Origin of the sequence: Pseudomonas sp. JAI115 (genome assembly GCF_014200835.1) — a bacterium.
GTDB lineage: Bacteria > Pseudomonadota > Gammaproteobacteria > Pseudomonadales > Pseudomonadaceae > Aquipseudomonas > Aquipseudomonas putida_A.
Genome location: NZ_JACHCY010000018.1, coordinates 40,297 through 63,114, shown reverse-complemented (window position 1 = coordinate 63,114; position 22,818 = coordinate 40,297). Strand labels below are relative to the sequence as shown.

The window sequence follows — 22,818 nt, the reverse complement described above, 5'->3', positions numbered from 1 at the left end:
CACCTGGATAGAGACTGACATGGCCTCTTCGCGAGCAAGCCCGCTCCCACAGGTTTTGTGGTGAATCAGCGAGCCTTGGGGGTGGCGACTTTGTCGCGCAGGTAAACCGGTTGCGCGTCATCGGCAGGGATCGACTCGCCGCGCTCCCAGCCAAACCGCGCCAGGGTCAGCAGGTCTTCGGCGTGAGGCAGCATGCCGGCATCGGAGCCGGTGAGGTTGACCGCGATCCGCTCGCCATAGCCCCAACCGGTACCTGCACCGAACCACTCACCGCTGGCATCGCCCGGCAGCGCCGCGACTTCCGGCGGCAGTACCGCCTCGACGCCGACCAGACGCATCTCGCCAGCCGTTTCGCGGTAGCAGCCCCAATACACTTCATCCATCCGCGCATCGATAGCCGCCGCGACCTGGCTCACGCCGTGTTCGCGATATGCACGTTGCGCCAGGACGGCAAGGTTCGACACCGGCAGCACCGGACGATCCAGCGCGAACGCCAGACCTTGCACCACACCGATGGCAATCCGCACACCGGTAAACGCACCCGGCCCGCGACCGAACGCGATGGCGTCTACCGCTTGCAGCGTGGTGCCGGCATCGGCCAGCAGTTGCTGGATCATCGGCAGCAGCTTCTGCGCGTGCAGACGCGGGATCACCTCGTAATGGCTCGTGACCTTGCCGTCATGCAGCAAGGCAACGGAGCAAGCTTCGGTCGCGGTGTCCAGGGCCAGCAAGGTGCTCATCGATGTATCCAAAACAGGTGGGAGAAAAAGTGCGTCAGTATAAACAACTACGGCCCGCAAGCGGGCCGTGGATGATGCAGCCGATCAGCTTTTTCAGCTCAGCGCTTCGAGCACCTTGGCGGTGATCGCTTCAACCGAACCAACGCCCGGAATATGGCTGTACTTCGGCTTGCCGTTGGCAGCGGAAAGCTTCTGGTAGAAGTCCACCAGCGGCTTGGTCTGCGAATGGTAGACCGACAGGCGATGACGCACGGTTTCTTCGGTGTCGTCCTTGCGCTGCACCAGATCGTCGCCGGTAACGTCGTCTTTGCCAGCCACTTTCGGCGGGTTGTAGACGATGTGGTAAACGCGGCCACTGGCCTCGTGAACGCGACGACCGGCGATACGCTGAACGATTTCTTCGTCTTCAACAGCGATTTCAACCACGGCGTCCAGCTCGACACCGGCAGTTACCAGCGCTTCGGCCTGTGGAATGGTGCGCGGGAAACCGTCGAACAGAAAGCCGTTGGCGCAGTCTGGTTGAGCGATGCGATCCTGCACCAGCGCGATGATCAGGTCATCCGACACCAGGCCGCCGGCATCCATGATGCTCTTGGCTTGAACGCCCAGCGGAGTGCCAGCCTTGACCGCTGCACGCAGCATGTCGCCGGTGGAGATTTGCGGAATGCCGAATTTCTCGGTGATGAACTTAGCCTGAGTACCTTTACCGGCCCCGGGAGCTCCCAGCAGAATGACGCGCATCGATGTGCTCCTCAATTTTTTATATAGAAAACAACGGGATTCGCCTCTTTGGGCCAATCTTAAAAAACGGGTCGTGGCCGCACAAACGGCCAAAGGCTGATCAAGATACACAGCAGGCTGCGCCCACACAAGACGCCAAAAGTCGGAGAAACCGGCGCCCGCCGCGACCTTGCGACGCGGTAACCCAAGTCGCAACCCCATCACTAACTGTCGCCTGACCGCACTTTCTCCCTGTGTACAAAGCGGCACCCGGCCTGTGCACCGGGTGCCTGATGCCACCGCAAAAACCTTAGCCGGTATTGCGCAACCCGGCGGCAATCCCCGCCACAGACACCAGCAGCGCCTGCTCCACCGGGCTGCCCTGCTCGACATTTTGCTGCCGTGATCGGGCCAACAGCTCGGCCTGCAATAGATGTAGCGGATCAAGATAAGTGTTGCGCAGACGGATGAATTCCAGGGTGTCCGGGCTATGTGCCAGCAGCTGCGACTGCCCGGTCAGGCCGAGCACCACCGCACACGCCTGCGACAATAGGTCGCGTAACTGTGCGCCCAACGGCAGCAAGTCCGTCTCGACCAGACGCTGGTCGTACGACAGCGCGATGTCGGCGTCGGCCTTGGCCAGGACCATTTCCAGCATGTCGATACGGGTGCGGAAGAACGGCCACTGTTCGCGCATCTGCCCGAGCAGTTCGCCTTCGCCGCGCTCCAGCGCCTTGCTCAGCGCAGTTTCCCAGCCGAGCCACGCCGGCAGCATCAGCCGCGTTTGCGTCCAGCCGAAGATCCACGGAATCGCCCGCAGGCTCTCGATCCCACCGGCACGGCGCTTGGCCGGACGGCTGCCCAGTGGCAAGCGACCCAGCTCCTGCTCCGGCGTCGATTGGCGGAAATACTCGACGAACTGCGGATTTTCACGCACCACGGCGCGGTACGCGGCGACGCCATCGGCGGCCAGTTCATCCATCAGGTGTCGCCATTCGGGCGTCGGTGGCGGTGGTGGCAACAACGTCGCTTCCAGCACGGCAGCCAGATACAGATTGAGGTTCTGCTCGGCGATGTCCGGCAGGCCGAATTTGAATCGAATCATTTCGCCCTGCTCGGTGGTGCGGAAACGCCCCGCCACCGACCCCGGCGGCTGCGACAGGATCGCCGCGTGCGCCGGACCGCCGCCACGGCCCACGGTGCCACCGCGACCGTGGAACAACAGCAGTTCGACTTGCTGCTCGCGGCAGATCTCCACCAGCCGCTCCTGCGCGCGATATTGCGCCCACGCCGCCGCGGTGGTGCCGGCGTCCTTGGCCGAGTCGGAATAACCGATCATCACTTCCTGCGGGCCTTGCAGCCTCGCGCGGTAGCCCGGCAGCAGCAACAGACGCTCCATCACCGGCCCGGCGTTGTCGAGGTCGGCGAGGGTTTCGAACAGCGGCACCACGCGCATCGGCCGCAGCACGCCGGACTCTTTCAGCAGCAGTTGCACCGCCAGCACGTCGGAGGCGGCGCCCGCCATCGAGATCACGTAGGAACCCAGCGAGGCGCCCGGTGCGGCAGCGATTTCCTTGCAAGTGGCGAGCACTTCAGCGGTGTCGGCGGACGGTTTGAAATGCGCCGGCAACAACGGGCGACGATTGCTCAATTCGCGGGTGAGGAAGCTGATGCGCTGTTCTTCATCCCAGTCTTCGTAGCGACCGAGGCCGAGGTAGTCGGTGATTTCGGTCATCGCCGAGCTATGCCGCGTCGAGTCCTGACGCACATCGAGGCGCACCAGGAACAGGCCGAAGGTTACCGCCCGGCGCAGACAATCGAGCAACGGCCCGTCGGCGATCACGCCCATGCCGCACTCGTGCAGCGAGTTGAAGCACAGCTCCAGCGGATCGAGCAGATCGCGGTTGTTGTGCAACACGTCGGCTGGCGCTGGCGTTGTTGCGCTCAGCGAGGCGTGCGCCCAGTTGCGCGTGGCGCGCAGGCGTTCACGCAATTGCTTGAGCACCGCCCGGTAAGGTTCGGCGCTGTCGCCGGCCTTGGCCTTGAGCGCATCGCTGGCCTGCTGCATCGACAGCTCGGCCGCCAGGTGATCGACATCGCGCAGATACAGGTCGGCAGCCATCCAGCGCGCCAGCAACAGCACTTCGCGGGTCACTGCCGCAGTGACGTTGGGGTTGCCGTCACGGTCGCCGCCCATCCACGAGGCAAAGCGAATCGGCGCCGCCTCCAGTGGCAAGCGCAGGCCCGTCGCTTCATACAGCGCCTTGTCGGCCTTGCGCATATGGTTGGGAATCGCCTGCCACAGCGAATGCTCGATCACCGCAAAACCCCATTTCGCCTCATCGACTGGGGTCGGCCGGGTGCGGCGGATTTCTTCGGTGTGCCAGGCTTCGGCGATCAGCCGTTGCAGGGTGTTCTGGATCTGTTCGCGCTCGGCGCTGGTCAGGTCGCGATGATCCTGTGCGGCCAGTTGCGCAGCGATCGCGTCATACTTCTGAATCAATGTGCGCCGCGCCACCTCGGTCGGGTGGGCGGTCAGCACCAGTTCGATTTCCAGGCGCGCCAGTTGTCGCGCCAGCGATTCGGCGCTGTGGCCTTCGTTGCGCAGGCGGGCGAGCAGTTCCGGGAGCACGCGGGATTCGAACGGCGCCGGCTGCGACTCTTCGCGACGATGAATCAATTGATACTGCTCGGCGATGTTCGCCAGGTTGAGGAACTGGTTGAACGCCCGCGCCACCGGCAGCAGTTCGTCTTCGCTCAACTGATTGAGGCTGGCGCTGAGTTCGGCGTCCATCGAGCCACGGCGGTCGGCCTTGGCGCCCTTGCGGATCTGCTCGATCTTGTCGAGAAATTCCTCGCCGTACTGGTCGCGGATGGTATTGCCCAACAGCTCACCCAACAGGTGAACGTCCTCGCGCAAGCGTGCATCAATATCGGTCATCAGCAGTTCTCCAGCGTTAATCGGGACGGCGCAGAAACGAATGCTTTGCCCAGAGAGTGCCGCTCTACGGCGCTTCTTACAAGCAGACGACGAAGGGACTTTAAACCTTGGGGCTTGGAGCTAGTCTCAACAGTAAGCCGCACAACGGCTTGCCGCCGGCCCCGCCGGACACTCACCCAGGCCTGCCACGAGCAGGCGCGAAATGAGGTCATCATGAAAATTCGTGAACTCGCCCAGCATTGGGAAGAAAACGCCAAGGGTCGACTGACCGACACTGGCTACACGATTCATCTGGACGTCGAGGCCGCTGCACGACTGGCGGCGATCGCCGAGATGTACCCCAAACGCCACCCGGAAGAACTGCTCGGCGAACTGATCGGCGCCGCGCTCGAAGAATTCGAGGCGAGCCTGCCGTATGTGAAAGGTTCGACCGTGGTCGCCACCGATGAGGAAGGTGATCCGCTGTATGAAGATGTCGGGCCGACACCGCGGTTTCTGGCGCTTTCGAGGCGGCATCTGCAGGATTTATCCGCCGCTGCCGGCAAGCAAAAACACTGACACAACCCCATCAAACTGTAGGAGCGAGCCTGCTCGCGATAGCGTCAGAACAGTCACCTCTACAGTGCCTGACAGACTGCTTTCGCGAGCAGGCTCGCTCCCACATTGACTGTATTGAACTTCAAAAATCCCACACTTTTTACCCCGCGCGTACCTCTCCCCGCCTCCAAAGTTCCCGGTTTAGAGCCTTGTCCGTTTGGTCAAAAAAAAATTTGGCGATAGGCCATCTTTTCTGAACTTTTGAAAAACGCCTCCGGTCGGAAGCTGTAACCACGCCTGGAACGAGCGTTTCAAAAACGCGCTTTTACACGACGCTTGCGGCTCCTCGACCAGGATGGATTTTCGGTTTTATCAGGAGTTAAACAATGGAGTTGAAGACCATGAAGACCCAAACCTCGTTCTCCCACCTGCGCGGTCTGAAACTGGCTGCTCTGGCTATCGGTACCAGCTTCGTTCTGGCCGGTTGCGCCGGTAACCCGCCGACCGAGCAGTACGCCGTGACTCAATCGGCCGTCAACAGCGCCGTCAGCGCCGGTGGTACCGAGTTCGCTGCAGTGGAAATGAAGCAGGCTCAGGACAAGCTCAAGCAAGCCGAAATTGCCATGCACGACAAGAAGTATGAACAGGCTCGCACCCTCGCCGAACAAGCTGAATGGGACGCTCGCGTAGCAGAACGCAAGGCTCAGGCTGCCAAGGCCGAACAGGCTGTGAAGGATTCCCAGAAAGGTGTTCAGGAACTGCGTCAGGAAAGTCAGCGCACCGTGCAGTAAGCGCGCATCCCGAATCGCAAAGCTGAAACTTTTATCGATAGAAAGGACGACAAATTATGCGTAAGCAACTGATGATCCCCGCTCTTCTGGCCGCAAGCGTTGCCCTGGCTGCCTGCTCTACTCCGCCTAACCCGAACCTGGAACAGGCGCGCACCAACTACGCCGGCCTGCAGGCCAACCCACAGGCGAGCAAAGTCGCTGCCCTGGAAACCAAGGACGCCAGCGATTACCTGGACAAGGCCGACAAGGCTTATCTGGACAAGCAAGACGCAGCCAAGGTTGACCAACTGGCCTACCTGACCAACCAGCGCGTGGAAGTGGCCAAGCAGACCATCGCCCTGCGCACCGCTGAAAACAACCTGAAAAACGCTGCCGCGCAACGTGCCCAGGCGCGTCTGGACGCTCGTGATCAGCAGATCAAACAACTGCAGCAGAGCCTGAACGCCAAGCAGACCGATCGCGGTACCCTGGTGACCTTCGGTGACGTGCTGTTCGCCACCAACAAGGCTGACCTGAAATCCAGCGGTCTGGTGAACATCAACAAACTGGCACAATTCCTTCAGGAAAACCCTGATCGCAAAGTGATCGTCGAGGGTTACACCGACAGCACCGGCGCGGCTTCGTACAACCAGTCGCTGTCCGAGCGTCGTGCCACCTCGGTACAAGTCGCTCTGATCAAGATGGGCGTAGATCCTTCGCGCATCGTGGTTCAGGGTTATGGCAAGGAATACCCGGTTGCCGATAACAGCAGCGTCTCGGGTCGTGCGATGAACCGTCGTGTGGAAGTGACCATTTCCAATGACAACCAGCCAGTGATGCCACGTTCGGCGGTCAGCTCGAACTAAGCAACACGCGCTAACGCAAAAGCCCCGCCTGAGTGATCAGGCGGGGCTTTTTTGGTGGGAGCTGAAATTGCGGCCCCTCACCCCAGCCCTCTCCCGAGGGAGAGGGAGCCGAATGGGGGATTCTCAAGAAATACATCGACCTGAAAGTGCTTGGCCGAATCAATAATCGACACAATCTTTCAGGTCGGCGTAACTCGAAGGCCCCCTCGGTCAGTCCCCTCTCCCATTGGGAGAGGGTTAGGGTGAGGGCTGAACCTGCAGAATCACTCCTCCAGCTTCTGCGGAGTCTCTTCACCCATGCAGCGCACGGCTTTTTTCTGCGCATTGATCAGCACCCCGGTCAGGCCTTTCTGCTCGGTGTCGAACAGCACCAGCACGCCATCGATGCACTGCGCCACTTGCGGCGCCGGGTCCAGCGAGACTTTGTAGTCTTCGCCCGGCACGGTCTTGAGCATGGTGAATTCGTTGAGCAGCAGCGCATCCTCGGGTTTGGCGAAGTGCAGGTAACCGTAGTACCACAGCGCCCCGACGGTGCCGAGGATGCTGCAGATACCGGTGATGATCAGCGGGATGGCGTTACGTTCTTCAGTCATTGCGGACTCTCATCTTCAGAATTCGGGGCTTGCGGATAATTCGGGATCTCGCCGAGGCGGCGCAGGCCGTTGAAATGTTCGGGATCTTCCAGATAGCGCAGCATTACCTGGCGCCAGACAGGGTCGCCGAAGGTCTGCACGTGGCCGCCGCGGGTCAGCTGTAGCACGCGCGGTGGCGGTGCAGCCTGATACAGGCGGATGGCGTTGGCCATTGGCACCAGCGGGTCATCGATGCTGTGAAAGATCAGTTTCGGCACCCCGTTGAGCTGCGGCATCGAGTTGATCGCGCTGTCGCTATCCGGCACCAGCCACGACAGCGGCACCTGAAACGGCCAGGTCAGCCATGAAGTGCTGAGGGCGTACTGGCCGACGCTGCGATAACTGGCGGGCACACCGTCGAGCACGAAGGCCTTGAGTTGCTTCTGCCGCTCCGGGTGCTGCACCAGCCAATGCACGGCCATCGAGCCGCCGAGGCTCTGGCCGAGGAGGATCAGCGGTTTGCCTTTGACCTCTGGCGCCTTGTCGAGCCAGGCGAACGCGGCGTCGATGTCCTGATAGATCGCCGGCAGGCTCGGCTTGCCCTCGGACAAGCCATACCCGCGATAGTCCACCAGCAGCACCTGATAACCGTTTTTCGGCAACCACCAACTGCCGCCGAGGTGCATCGGCAGGTTGCCGCCGTTGCCGTGCAGGTGCAGGACTGTGCCTTTGACTTCGACGCCAGGTTTGGCCGGTAGCCACCAGGCGTTCAGCTTCAAGCCATCCGCCGTGAGCAATGTGACGGTGCGGTATTCGAGCTTGGCTTTTTCCGGGGTGAAGATCTGGCCCGGCTCGGGGTAGAACAACAACGAACTGCAACCACTGAGGGTCAGGAGCAGGCAAAGGATGCCGAGGATTCTCATCCGGTGAAACCTCGCAAAAATTGAGAGCTAAACACAAATCAAAAATTGTGGGAGCGGGCTTGCTCGCGAAAGCGGTGCATCAGCCAACATTAATGTTGAATGTGAAATCGCATTCGTCGGAACGCCGCCCGGAGCAAGCCCGCTCCCACAGGGGAATTTTTCTTCGTCGTTCAGAGGATATTGGAGTAATCCGCCTCGATCCGGTCCAGGCTCAGGTGATTGAGGAAGTTGGAGAAGCACATCCACGCCGACAGCGCGTTCATGTCGCGGAACTGTTCAGGCAAATATTTCGGCGGCACCACCAGACCTTCATCGACCAACTGACGCAGGGTACGCATGTCTTCCAGGGTGGTCTTGCCGCAGAACAGCAGCGGCACTTGCTCAAGCTTGCCTTTACGCACGGCCAACTGAATGTAGTTGTAAACCATGATAAAGCCCTTGAGATAGGACAAGTCTTTGGTGAATGGCAGACCGGTCGGGGTCGAACCACGGAACACCCGGCTGGCGTTGCCGTAGCTTTCGGCCATTTCAAAGCCCTGCTCGCGGAAGAACTCGAACACCTGCAAAAAGTCCGCGCCCTCCTCGACCATGTGAATGGCGCGGGTGCGGTTGGTCAGTTTGCGCAGACGGCTTGGGTAGGAGGCGAAGGTGATGATTTCCATCAAGATCGCCAGGCCTTCCTGGGTCACCGTCGACGACGGTGGGCCTTTGGACAGGAAGGTGCAGATCGGCTGGTTCAAGCCATTGAGCGTGGTGCCGACGTGCACCAGACCTTCGTGGACTTCCAGTGCACGCACGTCGCGGTCGTTGAACAGCGCGTCAGTGCGGATCTTGATGTAGTCGGCGCCTGCCGCCGCGTCGGCGACGATGCCGTCGGACTCGAACACGCGGATGGTTTCCTCGGCCTCGCCGAACACCTTGTTCAACCGGGTTTGCAGCAGGTGAACGGCATCCTTGGCGGTGAGGATCTTCGGCTCGTCCTTCAGGTCGCCACGGCCATCAATGTTGTTCAGGTAGTCGGACATCATCAGGCCGAGGTCGGCCAGGGTCGGGTCGCCAGCGTGGAACGCATCGGAGGCGGCGCCGTACAGCTCTTGCGAGATCAGGCCGAAATCCTCGGTGCCGCGCGCTTCGAGCATGCGCACCACCATGCGGTATTCCTTGCACATGCGCCGCATGATCTGCCCGACCGGGTTGAACTGGCCGAGCTGGCGGGTGATGTCGCGCTCGATGTTCTGGAATTCCAGTTTGACCTTGCTCGAATCGAAGGACAGCGGCCGGTTGAGGTAGTAGTCGCGATCCACCGCCGGCATTTCCTTGCCTTTGGCCTTGAGAAAGCCCTTGCGGATGTTCTCGTCCCACTTCACCGCATCGAGCACGCGGATCGGCGTCTGCGCCAGCACAATGCGATCGGACAGCGTGCGTATCGTCTGCTGGTAATCGTCCACCCGAAACTCCTGTAGAAAACTGAATTATTTGGCGCGGGCCTGGCGCTGATAGCGCGCGGCCTCGACGAAGACATCGGAATTGGCCGGATCGTCGAGGTAAGCAAAGACCTTGTCGAGGCTACTGTCGACCTGCACGCCGTCGCCGTCGTCTTCAGTCTGGAAAGCCTTGCCGTCGAGGGCTTGCTGTTTGATCGCCTGATTGATCTGTTCAAGGTCGAGGTTGTACACCACCAGCTCGTGTTTGTCGGTGAGTTCGAAACCGGCGATGGTGTATTGCCCACCGTAACGCGCCGGCACTTTCGCTGACAGGTACCAACGACTGCCATGGCGCGACACGGTGAACGGGTACGCCTCGCGCTCGTGAGGCCGGGCCTTGAACCAGGTGACGGCCTGATAGCGATCGTTGCCGACGCGGGTCAGCTCAAGGTTCATTGGTTCGCCCCAGGCATTGGTGCTCGACCACGTGCCCAGCAGGCCCTTGGGCGCCGGGTCACTGGCAGGCAGCGGATCCTTGAAGGTCACCAGACAGCCACTGAGCAGCAGGAACGACAAGGCGATCAGCACGCCACGCCAGGCTTTCATTCAATACTCCCTATGAACATATCCCGCCCTGACGATCACCACTTTCACCTGTGGGAGCGAGCCTGCTCGCGAAAGCGGTGTGTCAGGCAACAAAGATGTTGAATGTCAGACCGCATTCGCGAGCAGGCTCGCTCCCACAGGGATTGGCATTACACCGAGGCCAGGACCAGATGCATGTACCGCGTCAGAATCCCGAGCATGTCCTGTTCGGCCAAAGGCTCGGCGTCGTTGAGCAGGCCCTGATATTCCATCCGTCCGATAATCGCCGTCAACACCTTGGCATCCTGCTGCGGTTCACGCGAGCCCAGCACCTGGAACAACTGGCAGGTGCCTTGCAGCAGAATCTGCTGATGCGAGCGCACCAGATCCGCCAGCCGCGGGTTGAGCAGCGCTTCCTGGCGGAACGCCTGCTCGGCCATCAGGTGCTCGCGACGATTGACCAGTTGCCGGTGCACATAGTCGGCCATCAGCCGCGCGATGTCGTCCGCCAGTTGCGAGCGCGACTCGGGGCTGCCGTCACCACTGACGACCATTTCGCGCAGCAGGCCTTCGTTGTTGATCCACAGCTTGGCCATGTAGGCCGCGCTGCGTTCGACGTATTGGGCGAAGGTATCGGTGAGCAGATCATCGATGTCCTTGAAGTAATAAGTAGTGGCCGACAGTGGCACCCCGGCCTCGGCCGCCACGGCCCGGTGGCGCACGGCGCGCACGCCGTCACGCACGACAATGCGCATCGCCGCGTCGAGAATGTCCTGTCGACGCTGCTCACTGCCCTGTCGGCTGGCCTTGCGGCCTTGGTACTGAACACTTTCAGCGACCGCAGTGGCGATACCCGCTGCACCTTCTTGAGCGATTGCAACCATCACGACTGGACTTCCTCTGCTATTGCAAAATTAACCAATTGATACATTTGTACCAGACAGGCAATAAAAAGCCGCCTGTTTTAGGCGGCTTTTTAACTGAAACGTTTACGCTTGCGGTCGCATGTGCGGGAACAGGATCACATCGCGGATCGACGGCGAGTTGGTCAGCAACATCACCAGGCGGTCGATGCCGATACCTTCACCGGCCGTTGGCGGCATGCCGTACTCCAGCGCACGCACGAAGTCGGCGTCGTAGTGCATGGCTTCATCGTCGCCGGCGTCCTTGTCGGCCACCTGCGCCATGAAGCGCTCGGCCTGGTCTTCCGCGTCGTTCAACTCGGAGTAGGCGTTGGCGATTTCACGGCCGCCGATGAACAGCTCGAAACGGTCGGTGACGTTCGGGTTCTCGTCGTTACGACGGGCCAGCGGCGACACTTCGAACGGGTACTGAGTGATGAAGTGCGGCTGCTCCAGCTTGTGCTCGACCAGCTCTTCGAAAATCATCACCTGCAGCTTGCCCAGACCTTCGAAGCCCAGCACCTTGGCGCCGGCCTTCTTGGCGATGGCGCGCGCCTTGTCGATGTCGTTCAGGTCATCGGCGGTCAGCTCAGGGTTGTACTTGAGGATCGAGTCGAACACCGACAGACGGGCAAACGGCTCACCGAAGTGGAACACCTTGTCGCCGTACGGCACGTCGGTGCTGCCCAGCACAAGCTGCGCCAGTTCACGGAACAGTTCTTCGGTCAGGTCCATGTTGTCTTCGTAGTCGGCGTAAGCCTGGTAGAACTCCAGCATGGTGAATTCAGGGTTGTGACGCGTCGAAACGCCTTCGTTACGGAAGTTGCGGTTGATCTCGAACACTTTCTCGAAACCGCCAACCACCAGACGCTTCAGATACAGCTCAGGCGCGATACGCAGGAACATTTCCATGTCCAGCGCGTTGTGGTGGGTTTCGAACGGCTTGGCTGCGGCGCCGCCAGGAATGGTCTGCAGCATCGGCGTTTCGACTTCGAGGAAGTCGCGCTTCATCAGGAAGCTGCGGATGTGCGCGATCACTTGCGAACGCACGCGGAAGGTCTGGCGCACGTCTTCGTTGACGATCAGGTCAACGTAACGCTGACGGTAGCGCTGTTCGGTGTCGGTCAGGCCGTGGTGCTTGTCCGGCAGCGGACGCAGCGACTTGGTCAGTAGGCGCACGTTGGTCATTTCGACGTACAGGTCGCCCTTGCCGGAACGCGCCAGGGTGCCTTCGGCGGCAATGATGTCGCCCATGTCCCAGGTCTTGACGGCGGCCAGGGTGTCTTCGGACAGGGTTTTACGGTTGACGTAGACCTGGATGCGACCGGTCATGTCCTGGATCACCATGAACGAGCCACGGTTGAGCATGATGCGACCGGCAACCTTGACCGGGATTGCAGCCTCGGCCAGCTCTTCCTTGGTCTTGTCCGCGTATTTCTTCTGCAGATCTTCGCAGTAGTTTTCGCGGCGGAAGTCGTTCGGGAAGGCGTTGCCCTTGGCGCGCTCGGCAGCCAGCTTTTCCTTGCGCAGGGCGATCAGGGAGTTTTCTTCCTGTTGCAGGGCTTGCGGGTCGAGTTGTTGGTCGCTCATGTCTTCAGATATTCCATCAGGTTCGTTGCCCCCGGGCCTGGCGGCCCGGGAATCGCCAGCAGGGCTGGCTCCTACAGGGATCGCGTTGCATCAGCGACCCTGTGTGCGTCTTTTACAGCCCCGATTTCAGGCTGGCTTCCAGGTATTCGTCGATGTCGCCGTCGAGCACCTTGTCGCAGTCGCTGCGTTCAATGTTGGTGCGCAAGTCCTTGATCCGCGACGCGTCGAGCACGTACGAACGGATCTGATGACCCCAGCCGATGTCCGACTTGGTGTCTTCCAGGGCCTGGGAAGCGGCGTTGCGCTTCTGCATTTCCTGCTCGTACAACTTGGCCCGCAGCATTTTCATGGCGGTGTCCTTGTTGGCGTGCTGGGAACGCTCGTTCTGGCAGCTGACCACGGTGTTGGTCGGTACGTGAGTAATACGTACGGCCGAGTCGGTGGTGTTTACGTGCTGACCACCAGCACCGGAGGAACGATAGGTGTCGATCCGCAGGTCTGCCGGGTTGATTTCGATTTCGACCTTGTCGTCGATCTCTGGCGAGACGAAAACCGCAGAGAACGAGGTGTGGCGACGGTTGCCGGAATCGAACGGGCTCTTGCGCACCAGACGGTGCACGCCGATCTCGGTACGCAGCCAGCCAAAGGCGTATTCGCCCTTGATGTGCACGGTCGCGCCTTTGATACCGGCGACTTCACCGGCCGACAGTTCCATGATGGTCGCGTCGAAACCGCGTTTGTCCGCCCAGCGCAGGTACATGCGCAGCAGGATGTTGGCCCAGTCCTGGGCCTCGGTGCCGCCGGAGCCGGCCTGGATGTCCAGGTAGGCGTTGTTCGGGTCCATCTCGTGGCTGAACATGCGGCGGAATTCAAGCTTGGCCAGTGACTCTTCAAGCCCTTGAAGCAGTTCAACGACGTCGTTTACCGCGCCTTCGTCGTTTTCTTCAACGGCCATGTCGAGCAGCTCGCGGGAATCGGCCAGACCGCTGGACAGCTCATCCAGGGTGTCGACGATCTGCGCCAGCGATGCTCGCTCGCGGCCCAGTTCCTGGGCGTATTCAGGTTTGTTCCAGACTGCAGGATCTTCAAGCTCGCGATTGACTTCGATCAGACGCTCATGCTTTTGATCGTAGTCAAAGATACCCCCGAATAGTTTCGGAGCGCTCGGACAGGTCCTTGATGGTGTTCAGGATCGGGTTGATTTCCATGACGGGCAGCACTCGTTGGCGAACTTTTGAAAGCCGGCGAGTATAACGTAATCACGCTGTCACGGCAGCCCGTCTGGCGGCTGTTAAGGCGATTCACTTGACATCGCCTGGTGCGCATCCTCTGTGGGAGCGGGCTTGCTCGCGAAGGCGGTGTGTCATTAAGCATTGATATCGAGTGATACTCCGCCTTCGCGAGCAAGCCCGCTCCCACAGGGGATTTGCAGGTTCGAGAGACCTATTCGATACCCACCTGATTACGCCCGTTGTTCTTCGCCAGATACAACCCGCGATCCGCCGCCGAAATCAGCAGCCGGCAATCGCTGCCCGCCTGCGGCACCATGGTCGCCAGACCGATGCTGATGGTCAGGCTCGCCCCGTCGCTCGGGGTGTTGTGCGGAATTTTCAGCGCCGCCACGGTCTGGCGCAGTTTCTCCGCCACCAGTCGTGCGCCGCCCGGCGAGGTGTTCGGCAGCACCAGGGCGAACTCTTCACCGCCGTAGCGGGCCGGCAGGTCCGACGGTCGGGCGCTGGCGTCGCGGATCGCCGTGGCGACCTTGCGTAGCGCCTCGTCGCCTTCGACGTGGCCGAAGCTGTCGTTGTAGGACTTGAAGTAATCGACGTCGATCATCAGCAACGACAACTGGCTTTGGTCGCGCAGCGAGCGGCGCCATTCCAGCTCCAGGTACTCGTCGAAGTGCCGGCGGTTGGACAGCCCGGTCAGGCCGTCAGAGTTCATCAGCCGTTGCAGCACCAGGTTGGTGTCGAGCAACTGCTGCTGGCTGACGCGCAACGCACGGTACGCCGCATCCCGCTGCAGCAGGGTCATGTAGGAGCGCGAGTGATAGCGGATGCGCGCCACCAGCTCGATGGTGTCCGGCAGTTTCACCAGATAGTCGTTGGCCCCGGCGGAAAACGCCGCGCTCTTGATCAGCGGGTCTTCCTTGGTCGACAGCACGATGATCGGGATGTCCTTGGTCGCCGGATGATTGCGGTATTCGCGCACCAGGCTCAGGCCGTCGAGGCCGGGCATCACCAGGTCCTGCAGAATCACCGTCGGCTTGATCCGTACCGCCTGGGCGATGGCCTGGTGCGGATCGGAGCAGAAGTGGAAGTCGATGTTCTCTTCATTCGACAGCCCACGGCGCACGGCTTCGCCGATCATCGCCTGATCGTCCACCAACAACACCATGGCGGCGTTTTCGTCGGTTTTAATGTCGTCGATCTGTAAATCATTCATGGGCGGTCACCTGAGTACTGCGGGGGCCAGGATTGCGGAATAGCCTGTTCATTTGGGGAATACCTCCAGCAATCGTGGCGCTATCTTTTCCAGTGGACGGATTTCGACGGCCGCATCGATCGCCGCTGCTGCCTTGGGCATGCCGTACACCGCACTGCTTTGCTGATCCTGCGCGATGGTCAGATAACCCTGCTGGCGCATGAGCTTAAGCCCTTGCGCCCCGTCGCGTCCCATCCCGGTCAATAAAACCCCGATGGCATCGCCGTTCCAATAACTGGCGACGCTTTCGAAAAACACGTCGATCGAAGGCCGGTAGATCTCGTTGACCGGCTCGGCGGTGTAGGCCAGCGTGCCGTTTTTCAATAAACGAATATGGTGGTTGGTGCCGGCCAACAGCACCGCGCCGGCCTGCGGAGGCTCGCCTTCGCGGGCCAGGCGTACATCGAGGCCACTGGCGCTGGCCAGCCATTCGGCCATGCCCGCGGCAAACACCTGATCCACGTGCTGCACCAGCACGATGGCGGCCGAGAAATGGCGTGGCAGGCCCTTGAGCAGCACTTCCAGCGCGGCCGGTCCGCCGGCAGACGAGCCGATCGCCACCAGCCGCTTGCACGACGCCGAACTGCGGTGGGGCGTCGGCACCGGACGCGAGCGCGGGGTTTTCTCGCCGATCAGCCAGCCGATGTTGAGGATCTTGCGCAGCAAAGGCGCCGCCGCTTCCTGCGCGTTCCCCGCACCAATGGCCGGGGTGTCGACCACGTCCAGCGCGCCGTGGCCCATGGCCTCGAAGACCCGGTGCACGTTTTGCTGACGGTCGACCGTGACGATAACGATCGCGCACGGGGTTTCGGCCATGATCCGTCGCGTGGCCTCGACGCCATCCATGACCGGCATGATCAGGTCCATCAGGATCAGATCCGGGGTGTTTTCGGCGCACAGACGCACCGCCTCGGCGCCGTTGTTGGCGACCCAGACCACCTGATGCGCTGGCTCGAAGGCCAGCGCGCGGCGCAAAGCCTCCACCGCCAGGGGCATGTCGTTGACGATTGCGATTTTCATGCCCGCGCTCCTCCAATGAGCTCAACCACTGCATCAAGCAGGGCGTCGTCATGAAAACTGGCCTTGGCTAAATAATAGTCGGCGCCAGCGTCCAGTCCACGACGCCGGTCCTCTTCACGATCCTTGTACGAGACCACCATCACCGGCAGCGATTGCAGGCGGTTGTCGCGGCGCAACAGGGTGACCAGTTCGATGCCATCCATGCGCGGCATGTCGATGTCGGTGATCAGCAAATCGAAGTCCTCCGAACGCAGCGCGTTCCAGCCGTCCATGCCGTCCACCGCGACCGCCACGTCATAGCCGCGATTGAGCAGCAACTTGCGTTGCAACTCGCGCACGGTCAGCGAGTCATCGACCACCAGAATCCGTTTGCGCGCCACTTCGGCGGCCTGATTGCCATGGCGAGCAATACGCTCCAGACGCCCGGTGTTGAGCAGTTTGTCCACCGAGCGCAGCATGTCTTCGACATCGACGATCAGCACCACCGAACCGTCGTCGAGCAGCGCCCCGGCGGAAATATCCTGAACCTTGCCCAGTCGCTCATCCAGCGGCAGCACCACCAGCGTGCGCTCGCCGACAAACCGCTCGACCGCCACCCCGTAGACCGCGTCACGCTCGCGGATCACCACGACCTTGAGGGTTTCGCCGCTGCTCTGACTGGCCGGACGATTCAGCAACTGACTGGCCGCGACCAGCCCGACATGCCGACCTTCGTGCCAGAAATGCTGACGGCCCTCGATCTGCACGATGTCTTGTGGCTCCAGATCGCACATGCGTTCGATATGCGCCAGCGGAAACGCATAAGCCTCCTCGCCGACTTCCACCACCAGACTGCGCACCACCGACAGGGTCAGCGGCACTTCCAGATGAAAGCGGCTGCCCTCGCCCGCCGTCTGCTCCAGCACCACCGCGCCGCGCAGTTGCCGCACCATGTGCTGCACCGCGTCGAGGCCGACGCCACGCCCGGACACTTCGGTCACCGTGTCGCGCAGGCTGAAACCCGGCAAGAACAGGAAGGTCAGCAGTTCTTCTTCGCTCAACTGCGCGGCAGTTTCTGCCGGTGACAATTGGCGTTCAACGATGCTGCGGCGGACCTTTTCCAGATCGACGCCATTGCCATCATCGCTCAATTCCAGCACCAGCAAACCGGCCTGATGCGAGGCACGCAGGCGGATCAGGCCCTCTTCAGACTTGCCTTTGAGCAGGCGTTGTTCCGGGGTTTCGATGCCGTGATCGACCGCGTTGCGCAGCAAATGAGTCAGCGGCGCTTCGAGCTTTTCCAGCACGTCGCGATCGACCTGCGTCTTCTCGCCTTCGATCTCCAGCCGCACCTGTTTGCCGAGGCTGCGCCCCAGATCCCGAACCATGCGCACCTGACCGGTGAGCACGTCGGCGAACGGGCGCATACGACAGGCCAGCGCGGTGTCGTAGAGCACTTGGGCGCGCTGGCTGGCTTGCCAGGCGAACTCGTCGAGCTCGGCGTTCTTTTCCGCGAGCAATTGCTGGGATTCGGCCAGCAGGCGCCGCGCATCTTCGAGGGCTTCCTGGGCCTCAAGGCTCAGCGCATGTTCCTTGAGGTGCACATTGAGGCTTTCCAGCGCCCGCAGGCCGTTGTTCTGCATGCGCTTAAGACGCTGCATGGTCGCCAGATGCGGTTTGAGGCGCTGGGTTTCGACCAGCGATTTACTCGACAGGTCGAGCAGGCTGTTCAGGCGTTCGGCGGTGACCCGCAGCACGCGCTCGCCGCCCTCGGTGGTGCGCTTGTTCTTGCGCGGTGCCGGGTCGGAGGTTTCCAGCGGTGTCTCGATCAATGGCGCCGGGGTTTCAATCGGTGCAGGCGCAGGCGGCGGCGCCTGCATCTGCAACTCGGCCATCGGCGGTGGCGCCACTGTGGGCGCTGCCGAAGGGTCGAGCAGGAGTCCCATCAACGCCACATACGCTTCGATGTCCGGCGCTTGCGGAGCATTGGCCGGCGTGGCGATGCGCATCAACAGATCGGTGCCCTGCAACAACGCATCGATGTGCTCGGGACGCAGCAACAGCCGCCCCTCCTGCGCGCTGACCAGGCAATCTTCCATCACATGGGCGACGCTGACACCGCTGTCGATGCCGACGATCCGCGCCGCGCCCTTGAGCGAGTGCGCCGCACGCATGCACGACTCCAGATAGTCGGCCTGAGTCGGGTTGCGCTCCAGCGCCAGCAGCCCGCTGCTGAGCACCTGGGTCTGGGCTTCGGCTTCAAGACTGAACAGCTCCAGCAGCGAGGCGTCGCGCATTTGCTCGGGGGTCATGTGAGGCTCCGGGTCACGGCGGACAGCAGCTGTTCTTCATCCAGCCAACGCAGGCTGCGCCCCCGAAATTGCAGGACACCACGGGTGTATTTGGCGCTGGCCGTGCTGTTGTGCTCACCGCCGGCACGCGACGCGGCGTCGAGAATTTTTTCATCGATGGCGTGGATGCCGTCGACCTCGTCCACCGGCACCACCACCGGTCCGCCGTGGGCGGCGATGATCAGCATGCGCGGCATGATCCGCGCGCCAGTGGCCGGTGCGGCGTTGCCATCAAGGTCGAGCAACTCGACCAGCGACAGGCACGCGACCAACGCCCCGCGCACGTTCGCCACGCCAAGCAAGGCCCGCGAACGCTGGTGGGGCAGCGAGTGGATCGCCTGCAACGGCGCCACCTCTACCAGGCTGCGGGTGGCCAGCCCCAGCCATTCCTCGCCGAGGCGGAACATCAGCAGCGAACGGGTTTTCACATCGGTTTCGACCGCCACGGCGACCGGATCGCGTTCGTCCTGCTGCAATGCATAACGGTCCAGCAGGCGCGTGGCGGCGGCGGAATACACCGCGCAGTTGCGGCAATGAATATGCTCGGCCAGCAACGGGCACGACTTATCGCCATGAATACCGATACGGTTCCAGCAATCATCGATGGCCCGGGCGTCTTCGTGGGTGACGTTCAAGGTGTCGGACGGGATCATCGTTTACGCTCACTGTCGGCGGTGCGGCCGCTGCGGGCGGCGCGTTCCTGCAATCGTCTGGCACCGGCGCTGTCGCCCTGGGCCTGCAGCAAGGCGGCCAGGTGCATCAACGCTTCGGGGTGTTGCGGTTCAAGGTACAAGGCCTTGCGGTAATGACTCTGGGCTTCGAGCGCGGCACCGGCAACATCGCTGAGCAGACCGAGCCAGTAAAACACCTGCGCCACCGGTTCGTGACTGCGCAAATACTGCTCGCATGCCGCGCGGGCCTCGGCGCTTTTGCCTTCGTTGGCCAGCGCGGCGATGTTGGCGAGCAAGGTCGCCGCGTCCGGGTTGGCGCTTTTGCTGTTGACGGGCAACGGTGCAACGCTGGCAAACGGCCGCGGACGCACCGGCGGCGATACTGGCGGCGGACTGCGCAGCGGTTGGCGCACGGGCAATGGCGTGGGGGTAGGCAATGACACCGGCTCCGGCAGCGGATCATTGTGCCGACTGAAGGCGAACGACTGCGGAATACCGATCGAACGCATGCCCAGGCGCCCGAGCAGACTGCCCTCGGCCGGCCCGATGAACAACACGCCATCAATGTGCGTCAGACGCTTGAGCACTTCGAAGACTTGCTTCTGCGTCGGCTGGTCGAAATAGATCAGCAGGTTGCGGCAGAACACAAAATCGAACGGCGGCTCACCCGCCAGCAGCGTCGGATCCAGCACATTGCCGGCCTGCAGGCGCACCTGCTCACGCACCGCTTCGCTGACCCGATGGCCGTCCTGCTCGGCGGTGAAATGACGCTCGCGAAAATCCAGATCCTGCCCCCGAAACGAGTTCTTGCCGTACAACGCCCGTCGCGCCTTGTCCACCGACAGCGGGCTGACGTCCATGCCGTCGACCTTGAACTGATGCGGCTTGAGCCCCGCATCGAGCAAGGCCATGGCAATCGAATAGGGTTCTTCGCCGGTCGAGCACGGCAAGCTGAGGATGCGCAGCGCGCGCATGTTGTTCAATTCATCCAGACGCTTGCGCGCCAGCTTGCCGAGGGTGGCGAAGGATTCCGGATAACGGAAAAACCAGGTTTCGGGGACGATCACCGCTTCGATCAACGCCTGCTGTTCGTCCCGCGAGCCTTGCAGCAGTTGCCAGTATTCATCGCTGTGCGCCGCTTGCGAGAGCGTGGTGCGTTGGCGCACCGCGCGCTCGATGATCGCCGGCCCCACCGACGTGACATCCAGGCCGATGCGTTCCTTGAGGAAATCGAAAAAACGCTGGTCGCTGCTCATGACTGCGCCCCAAGCGGCGCCGGAAACAGCAGGCTGCGCACCGCGTCATCCAGCAAGTCGTTGACCCGCACCCACTGCACCAGCCCCTGGGCATCTTCGCGCACCGGGCCGAGGTACGGCGCCTGACGATTGTCCAGGCCATACGGCTGAAAATCCTCGGGGTTGCAGCGCAGGGTATCGGTCGCCTGTTCAAGGATCAGCCCGAGCCAGCGCGACGGCTGCTGTTCATCCGGACGGTAATGCACCAGCACCAGCCGCGTACTGGTGCGCGCCTCGGCGGGATGGCCGAAAGTCAGCGCACTGAGGTCGATGGCCGGTACCACCGCACCGCGATAGGCGAACACCCCGGCGACCCAGTTCGGCGCTTGGGCAATCGGCTTCAACGGCAGGCGCGGCAACACTTCCGCCACCTCGGTGGCGCGCAAGGCGTAACGCTCGCTGCCGATGCGAAACAGCAGGAACAACGCCTGCTTCGCCACCGGCGCAGCGCTGCGTTTGGCGGTGACTTCGCTCATCAGACTTTGAATCGCGAAACGCCGCTGCGCAGCCCGACGGCCACCTGGCTCAGTTCGTCGATGGCGAAACTGGCCTGACGCAGCGACTCGACGGTCTGGCTGCTGGCGTCGCCCAACTGCACCAGCGCATGGTTGATCTGTTCGGCACCGGTGGCCTGGGCCTGCATGCCTTCGTTGACCATCAACACCCGCGGCGCCAGCGCCTGCACCTGATGGATGATCTGCGACAGTTGCTCGCCGACCTGCTGCACTTCGGCCATGCCCCGGCGCACTTCTTCGGAGAACTTGTCCATGCCCATCACGCCAGCAGACACCGCCGACTGGATCTCGCGAACCATCTGCTCAATGTCGTAAGTGGCGACGGCGGTCTGATCCGCCAGACGCCGTACTTCGGTGGCGACCACGGCAAAACCACGCCCGTACTCGCCGGCCTTCTCGGCCTCGATGGCAGCGTTGAGCGACAGCAGGTTGGTCTGATCGGCGACCTTGACGATGGTCACCACCACCTGATTGATGTTGCCGGCCTTCTCGTTGAGGATCGCCAGTTTGGCATTGACCAGATCGGCTGCGCCCATCACCGAGTGCATGGTGTCTTCCATGCGCGCCAGGCCTTGCTGGCCGGAACCGGCGAGTACCGAGGCCTGATCGGCGGCGGTGGACACTTCGGTCATGGTGCGCACCAGATCCCGCGAGGTGGCGGCGATTTCACGTGAGGTCGCGCCGATTTCGGTGGTGGTGGCCGCGGTTTCGGTGGCGGTGGCCTGTTGCTGCTTGGAGGTGGCGGCAATTTCGGTCACCGAAGTGGTCACCTGCACCGAGGAGCGTTGGGCCTGGGACACCAGCGAAGTCAGCTCGGTCATCATGTCGTTGAAGCCGGTTTCCACCGCGCCGAACTCGTCCTTGCGATCCAGATTCAGCCGGCTGCTCAAGTCGCCGGTACGCATGATTTCGAGGATTTTCACGATGCGGTTCATCGGCGCCATGATCGCGCGCATCAGCAGCAGACCGCAGGCACCGGCCGCGAGCACGGCCACCAGCAGCGAGACGAACATGCTGACCTTGGCCGCCGCTACCGCCTCGTCGATGTTGGCCATGGCCTGATCAGCGACCCGCTTGTTTTCGCCGATGATGTCGTTGAGTTTCATGCGACCGGTGTACCAGGCCGGGGTCAGCTTCTCGGTGAACAGCTTGACCGCTTCGGCTTCCAGGTTGCGCTTGTGCAAGTCGAGCACCTGATCCTGAATCTGCATGTAGGTGTCGTGATCCTTCTCGAACGCGGCGAACTCGACCCGGTCCTCGTCGGTGGTGACGGTGTTGCGGTAGTTGGCCATCTGCTCCTGCAGGCGCGTCTCGAACGCCTTGTAGTCCGCCGCGTCTTCGCTGCTGATGCCCTGCCCTTCCTTGAGGCCCAGCAGTTCCTGGGTCTGCAGATAGCTGTCGACCCAGGCACCGCGAATCATCGAGCTGTAATAGACGCCGGGAACGGCGTCATCACGCACGCTGCTTTCACTGGCCTCGATCTTCAGCAACCGTGAATACGAAACAACGACCATCAGCAACATGATGGCGATAATCACCGCAAAGCTCGCCAAAATGCGTTGGCGCAACGTCCAGTTCTTCACAGTGATTCCTCGTGCCTAAGTCGAAATGCGGGGAGTATAGCCGAGGGCGGTGTTTCATTTATAAGACGCTTTTTAACCCTCGGGCCGGCCCGACTTGGTTCGCGGGAAGGCTCTGGGGTGGGACTGTCCGACAATCCGGGGCTGGCGTGCCAGTGATGGAACGGCAAAAAGGGGCGCTGGATCGGCCATTGCTATGGAAGGGAGGCTGAAAACGCAATCGCGAGCAGGCTTCGGCGTCTGGCCCAAAACCTTGTAGGAGCTGCGGCACGCTGCGATCTTTTGCTGTTGGCTTAAAAAATCAAAAGATCGCAGCGTACCGCAGCTCCTACATGAATACCTTGCTCAGGCAG

Annotated in this window: 20 protein-coding genes; 3 read left to right on the top strand and 17 right to left on the bottom strand. The window is 61.7% G+C overall.

What is annotated here, in order from left to right; all coding sequences use genetic code 11:
• Positions 1 to 65: 65 nt before the first annotated feature.
• The 3 genes from tsaB to ppc all read right to left on the bottom strand — a co-directional run bounded on the left by tsaB (position 66) and on the right by ppc (position 4,401).
• Positions 66 to 740 (bottom strand): tRNA (adenosine(37)-N6)-threonylcarbamoyltransferase complex dimerization subunit type 1 TsaB, encoded by a 675-nt coding sequence (gene tsaB, locus HDC30_RS26050; protein WP_150370355.1) that lies wholly within the window; start codon positions 738 to 740, stop codon positions 66 to 68.
• A gap of 93 nt (positions 741 to 833) precedes the next feature.
• A complete protein-coding gene (adk, locus tag HDC30_RS26045; RefSeq protein ID WP_003222067.1) occupies positions 834 to 1,481 on the bottom strand; it encodes an adenylate kinase in 648 nt (215 codons plus the stop codon).
• Between the two features lie 289 nt (positions 1,482 to 1,770).
• Complete coding sequence (ppc, locus tag HDC30_RS26040) at positions 1,771 to 4,401, bottom strand: phosphoenolpyruvate carboxylase (RefSeq protein ID WP_183785744.1); 2,631 nt, start codon at positions 4,399 to 4,401, stop codon at positions 1,771 to 1,773.
• A 213-nt stretch (positions 4,402 to 4,614) separates the two neighbouring features.
• Here ppc and HDC30_RS26035 point away from each other — a divergent pair, with 213 nt between their 5' ends.
• From HDC30_RS26035 to HDC30_RS26025, 3 genes are all read left to right on the top strand, one after another.
• The gene (locus HDC30_RS26035) at positions 4,615 to 4,959 is read left to right on the top strand and encodes a hypothetical protein (RefSeq protein ID WP_003222064.1); all 345 of its coding nucleotides are present in this window, start codon (positions 4,615 to 4,617) and stop codon (positions 4,957 to 4,959) included.
• Between the two features lie 365 nt (positions 4,960 to 5,324).
• Positions 5,325 to 5,729: a DUF4398 domain-containing protein gene (locus tag HDC30_RS26030; protein WP_007964219.1), complete on the top strand. Its 405-nt coding sequence runs from the start codon at positions 5,325 to 5,327 to the stop codon at positions 5,727 to 5,729.
• A gap of 56 nt (positions 5,730 to 5,785) precedes the next feature.
• Positions 5,786 to 6,574, top strand: coding sequence for an OmpA family protein (locus tag HDC30_RS26025; protein WP_007964218.1), 789 nt, complete (start codon positions 5,786 to 5,788; stop codon positions 6,572 to 6,574).
• Positions 6,575 to 6,837: 263 nt separating this feature from the next.
• Here the strand turns inward: HDC30_RS26025 and HDC30_RS26020 are convergent, their stop codons facing one another.
• The 14 genes from HDC30_RS26020 to HDC30_RS25955 form a co-directional block, all read right to left on the bottom strand.
• The gene (locus HDC30_RS26020; RefSeq protein WP_128615722.1) at positions 6,838 to 7,167 is read right to left on the bottom strand and encodes a hypothetical protein; all 330 of its coding nucleotides are present in this window, start codon (positions 7,165 to 7,167) and stop codon (positions 6,838 to 6,840) included.
• Positions 7,164 to 8,069, bottom strand: a complete 906-nt coding sequence (locus HDC30_RS26015) for an alpha/beta hydrolase (protein ID WP_183785742.1) — start codon at positions 8,067 to 8,069, stop codon at positions 7,164 to 7,166. The genes HDC30_RS26020 and HDC30_RS26015 overlap by 4 nt, the downstream gene beginning before the upstream one ends.
• A 170-nt stretch (positions 8,070 to 8,239) precedes the next feature.
• Complete coding sequence (locus HDC30_RS26010) at positions 8,240 to 9,517, bottom strand: flavohemoglobin expression-modulating QEGLA motif protein (RefSeq protein ID WP_003222055.1); 1,278 nt, start codon at positions 9,515 to 9,517, stop codon at positions 8,240 to 8,242.
• A 24-nt stretch (positions 9,518 to 9,541) separates the two neighbouring features.
• Positions 9,542 to 10,099 carry a hypothetical protein gene (locus HDC30_RS26005; protein WP_183785740.1) on the bottom strand — a complete coding sequence of 186 codons (558 nt, stop codon included), beginning with the start codon at positions 10,097 to 10,099 and terminating at the stop codon, positions 9,542 to 9,544.
• A gap of 149 nt (positions 10,100 to 10,248) precedes the next feature.
• Positions 10,249 to 10,962 carry a TetR/AcrR family transcriptional regulator gene (locus HDC30_RS26000; protein WP_007964212.1) on the bottom strand — a complete coding sequence of 238 codons (714 nt, stop codon included), beginning with the start codon at positions 10,960 to 10,962 and terminating at the stop codon, positions 10,249 to 10,251.
• A gap of 105 nt (positions 10,963 to 11,067) precedes the next feature.
• The gene (gene lysS, locus HDC30_RS25995; RefSeq protein ID WP_003222049.1) at positions 11,068 to 12,570 is read right to left on the bottom strand and encodes a lysine--tRNA ligase; all 1,503 of its coding nucleotides are present in this window, start codon (positions 12,568 to 12,570) and stop codon (positions 11,068 to 11,070) included.
• Between the two features lie 112 nt (positions 12,571 to 12,682).
• A protein-coding gene (prfB, locus tag HDC30_RS25990; RefSeq protein ID WP_096795805.1) for a peptide chain release factor 2 occupies positions 12,683 to 13,778 on the bottom strand; the annotation gives its coding sequence in 2 pieces (ribosomal slippage) (positions 12,683 to 13,705 and positions 13,707 to 13,778; 1,095 coding nt in all).
• Positions 13,779 to 14,013: 235 nt separating this feature from the next.
• Positions 14,014 to 15,015 (bottom strand): diguanylate cyclase domain-containing protein, encoded by a 1,002-nt coding sequence (locus HDC30_RS25985; protein WP_095138319.1) that lies wholly within the window; start codon positions 15,013 to 15,015, stop codon positions 14,014 to 14,016.
• A 48-nt stretch (positions 15,016 to 15,063) separates the two neighbouring features.
• A complete protein-coding gene (locus HDC30_RS25980; RefSeq protein WP_007964205.1) occupies positions 15,064 to 16,074 on the bottom strand; it encodes a chemotaxis response regulator protein-glutamate methylesterase in 1,011 nt (336 codons plus the stop codon).
• The gene (locus HDC30_RS25975) at positions 16,071 to 18,365 is read right to left on the bottom strand and encodes a hybrid sensor histidine kinase/response regulator (RefSeq protein ID WP_183785738.1); all 2,295 of its coding nucleotides are present in this window, start codon (positions 18,363 to 18,365) and stop codon (positions 16,071 to 16,073) included. Before HDC30_RS25975 ends, HDC30_RS25980 begins: the two co-directional genes overlap by 4 nt.
• Positions 18,362 to 19,057: a chemotaxis protein CheW gene (locus HDC30_RS25970; protein WP_007964201.1), complete on the bottom strand. Its 696-nt coding sequence runs from the start codon at positions 19,055 to 19,057 to the stop codon at positions 18,362 to 18,364. Before HDC30_RS25970 ends, HDC30_RS25975 begins: the two co-directional genes overlap by 4 nt.
• Positions 19,054 to 20,331, bottom strand: a complete 1,278-nt coding sequence (locus HDC30_RS25965) for a protein-glutamate O-methyltransferase CheR (RefSeq protein WP_183785736.1) — start codon at positions 20,329 to 20,331, stop codon at positions 19,054 to 19,056. Before HDC30_RS25965 ends, HDC30_RS25970 begins: the two co-directional genes overlap by 4 nt.
• A complete protein-coding gene (locus HDC30_RS25960; protein ID WP_027610993.1) occupies positions 20,328 to 20,846 on the bottom strand; it encodes a chemotaxis protein CheW in 519 nt (172 codons plus the stop codon). The genes HDC30_RS25965 and HDC30_RS25960 overlap by 4 nt, the downstream gene beginning before the upstream one ends.
• Positions 20,846 to 22,468, bottom strand: a complete 1,623-nt coding sequence (locus HDC30_RS25955) for a methyl-accepting chemotaxis protein (RefSeq protein WP_007964198.1) — start codon at positions 22,466 to 22,468, stop codon at positions 20,846 to 20,848. The genes HDC30_RS25960 and HDC30_RS25955 overlap by 1 nt, the downstream gene beginning before the upstream one ends.
• Between the last annotated feature and the right edge of the window lie 350 nt (positions 22,469 to 22,818).

Excerpts from the sequence above, each read along its gene's own strand:
- tsaB (WP_150370355.1), bottom strand. The coding sequence starts at position 740 with ATGAGCACCTTGCTGGCCCTGGACACCGCGACCGAAGCTTGCTCCGTT.
- adk (WP_003222067.1), bottom strand. The coding sequence starts at position 1,481 with ATGCGCGTCATTCTGCTGGGAGCTCCCGGGGCCGGTAAAGGTACTCAG.
- ppc (WP_183785744.1), bottom strand. The coding sequence starts at position 4,401 with ATGACCGATATTGATGCACGCTTGCGCGAGGACGTTCACCTGTTGGGT.
- HDC30_RS26035 (WP_003222064.1), top strand. The coding sequence starts at position 4,615 with ATGAAAATTCGTGAACTCGCCCAGCATTGGGAAGAAAACGCCAAGGGT.
- HDC30_RS26030 (WP_007964219.1), top strand. The coding sequence starts at position 5,325 with ATGGAGTTGAAGACCATGAAGACCCAAACCTCGTTCTCCCACCTGCGC.
- HDC30_RS26025 (WP_007964218.1), top strand. The coding sequence starts at position 5,786 with ATGCGTAAGCAACTGATGATCCCCGCTCTTCTGGCCGCAAGCGTTGCC.
- HDC30_RS26020 (WP_128615722.1), bottom strand. The coding sequence starts at position 7,167 with ATGACTGAAGAACGTAACGCCATCCCGCTGATCATCACCGGTATCTGC.
- HDC30_RS26015 (WP_183785742.1), bottom strand. The coding sequence starts at position 8,069 with ATGAGAATCCTCGGCATCCTTTGCCTGCTCCTGACCCTCAGTGGTTGC.
- HDC30_RS26005 (WP_183785740.1), bottom strand. The coding sequence starts at position 10,099 with ATGAAAGCCTGGCGTGGCGTGCTGATCGCCTTGTCGTTCCTGCTGCTC.
- HDC30_RS26000 (WP_007964212.1), bottom strand. The coding sequence starts at position 10,962 with ATGGTTGCAATCGCTCAAGAAGGTGCAGCGGGTATCGCCACTGCGGTC.
- lysS (WP_003222049.1), bottom strand. The coding sequence starts at position 12,570 with ATGAGCGACCAACAACTCGACCCGCAAGCCCTGCAACAGGAAGAAAAC.
- HDC30_RS25985 (WP_095138319.1), bottom strand. The coding sequence starts at position 15,015 with ATGAATGATTTACAGATCGACGACATTAAAACCGACGAAAACGCCGCC.
- HDC30_RS25980 (WP_007964205.1), bottom strand. The coding sequence starts at position 16,074 with ATGAAAATCGCAATCGTCAACGACATGCCCCTGGCGGTGGAGGCTTTG.
- HDC30_RS25975 (WP_183785738.1), bottom strand. The coding sequence starts at position 18,365 with ATGACCCCCGAGCAAATGCGCGACGCCTCGCTGCTGGAGCTGTTCAGT.
- HDC30_RS25970 (WP_007964201.1), bottom strand. The coding sequence starts at position 19,057 with ATGATCCCGTCCGACACCTTGAACGTCACCCACGAAGACGCCCGGGCC.
- HDC30_RS25965 (WP_183785736.1), bottom strand. The coding sequence starts at position 20,331 with ATGAGCAGCGACCAGCGTTTTTTCGATTTCCTCAAGGAACGCATCGGC.
- HDC30_RS25960 (WP_027610993.1), bottom strand. The coding sequence starts at position 20,846 with ATGAGCGAAGTCACCGCCAAACGCAGCGCTGCGCCGGTGGCGAAGCAG.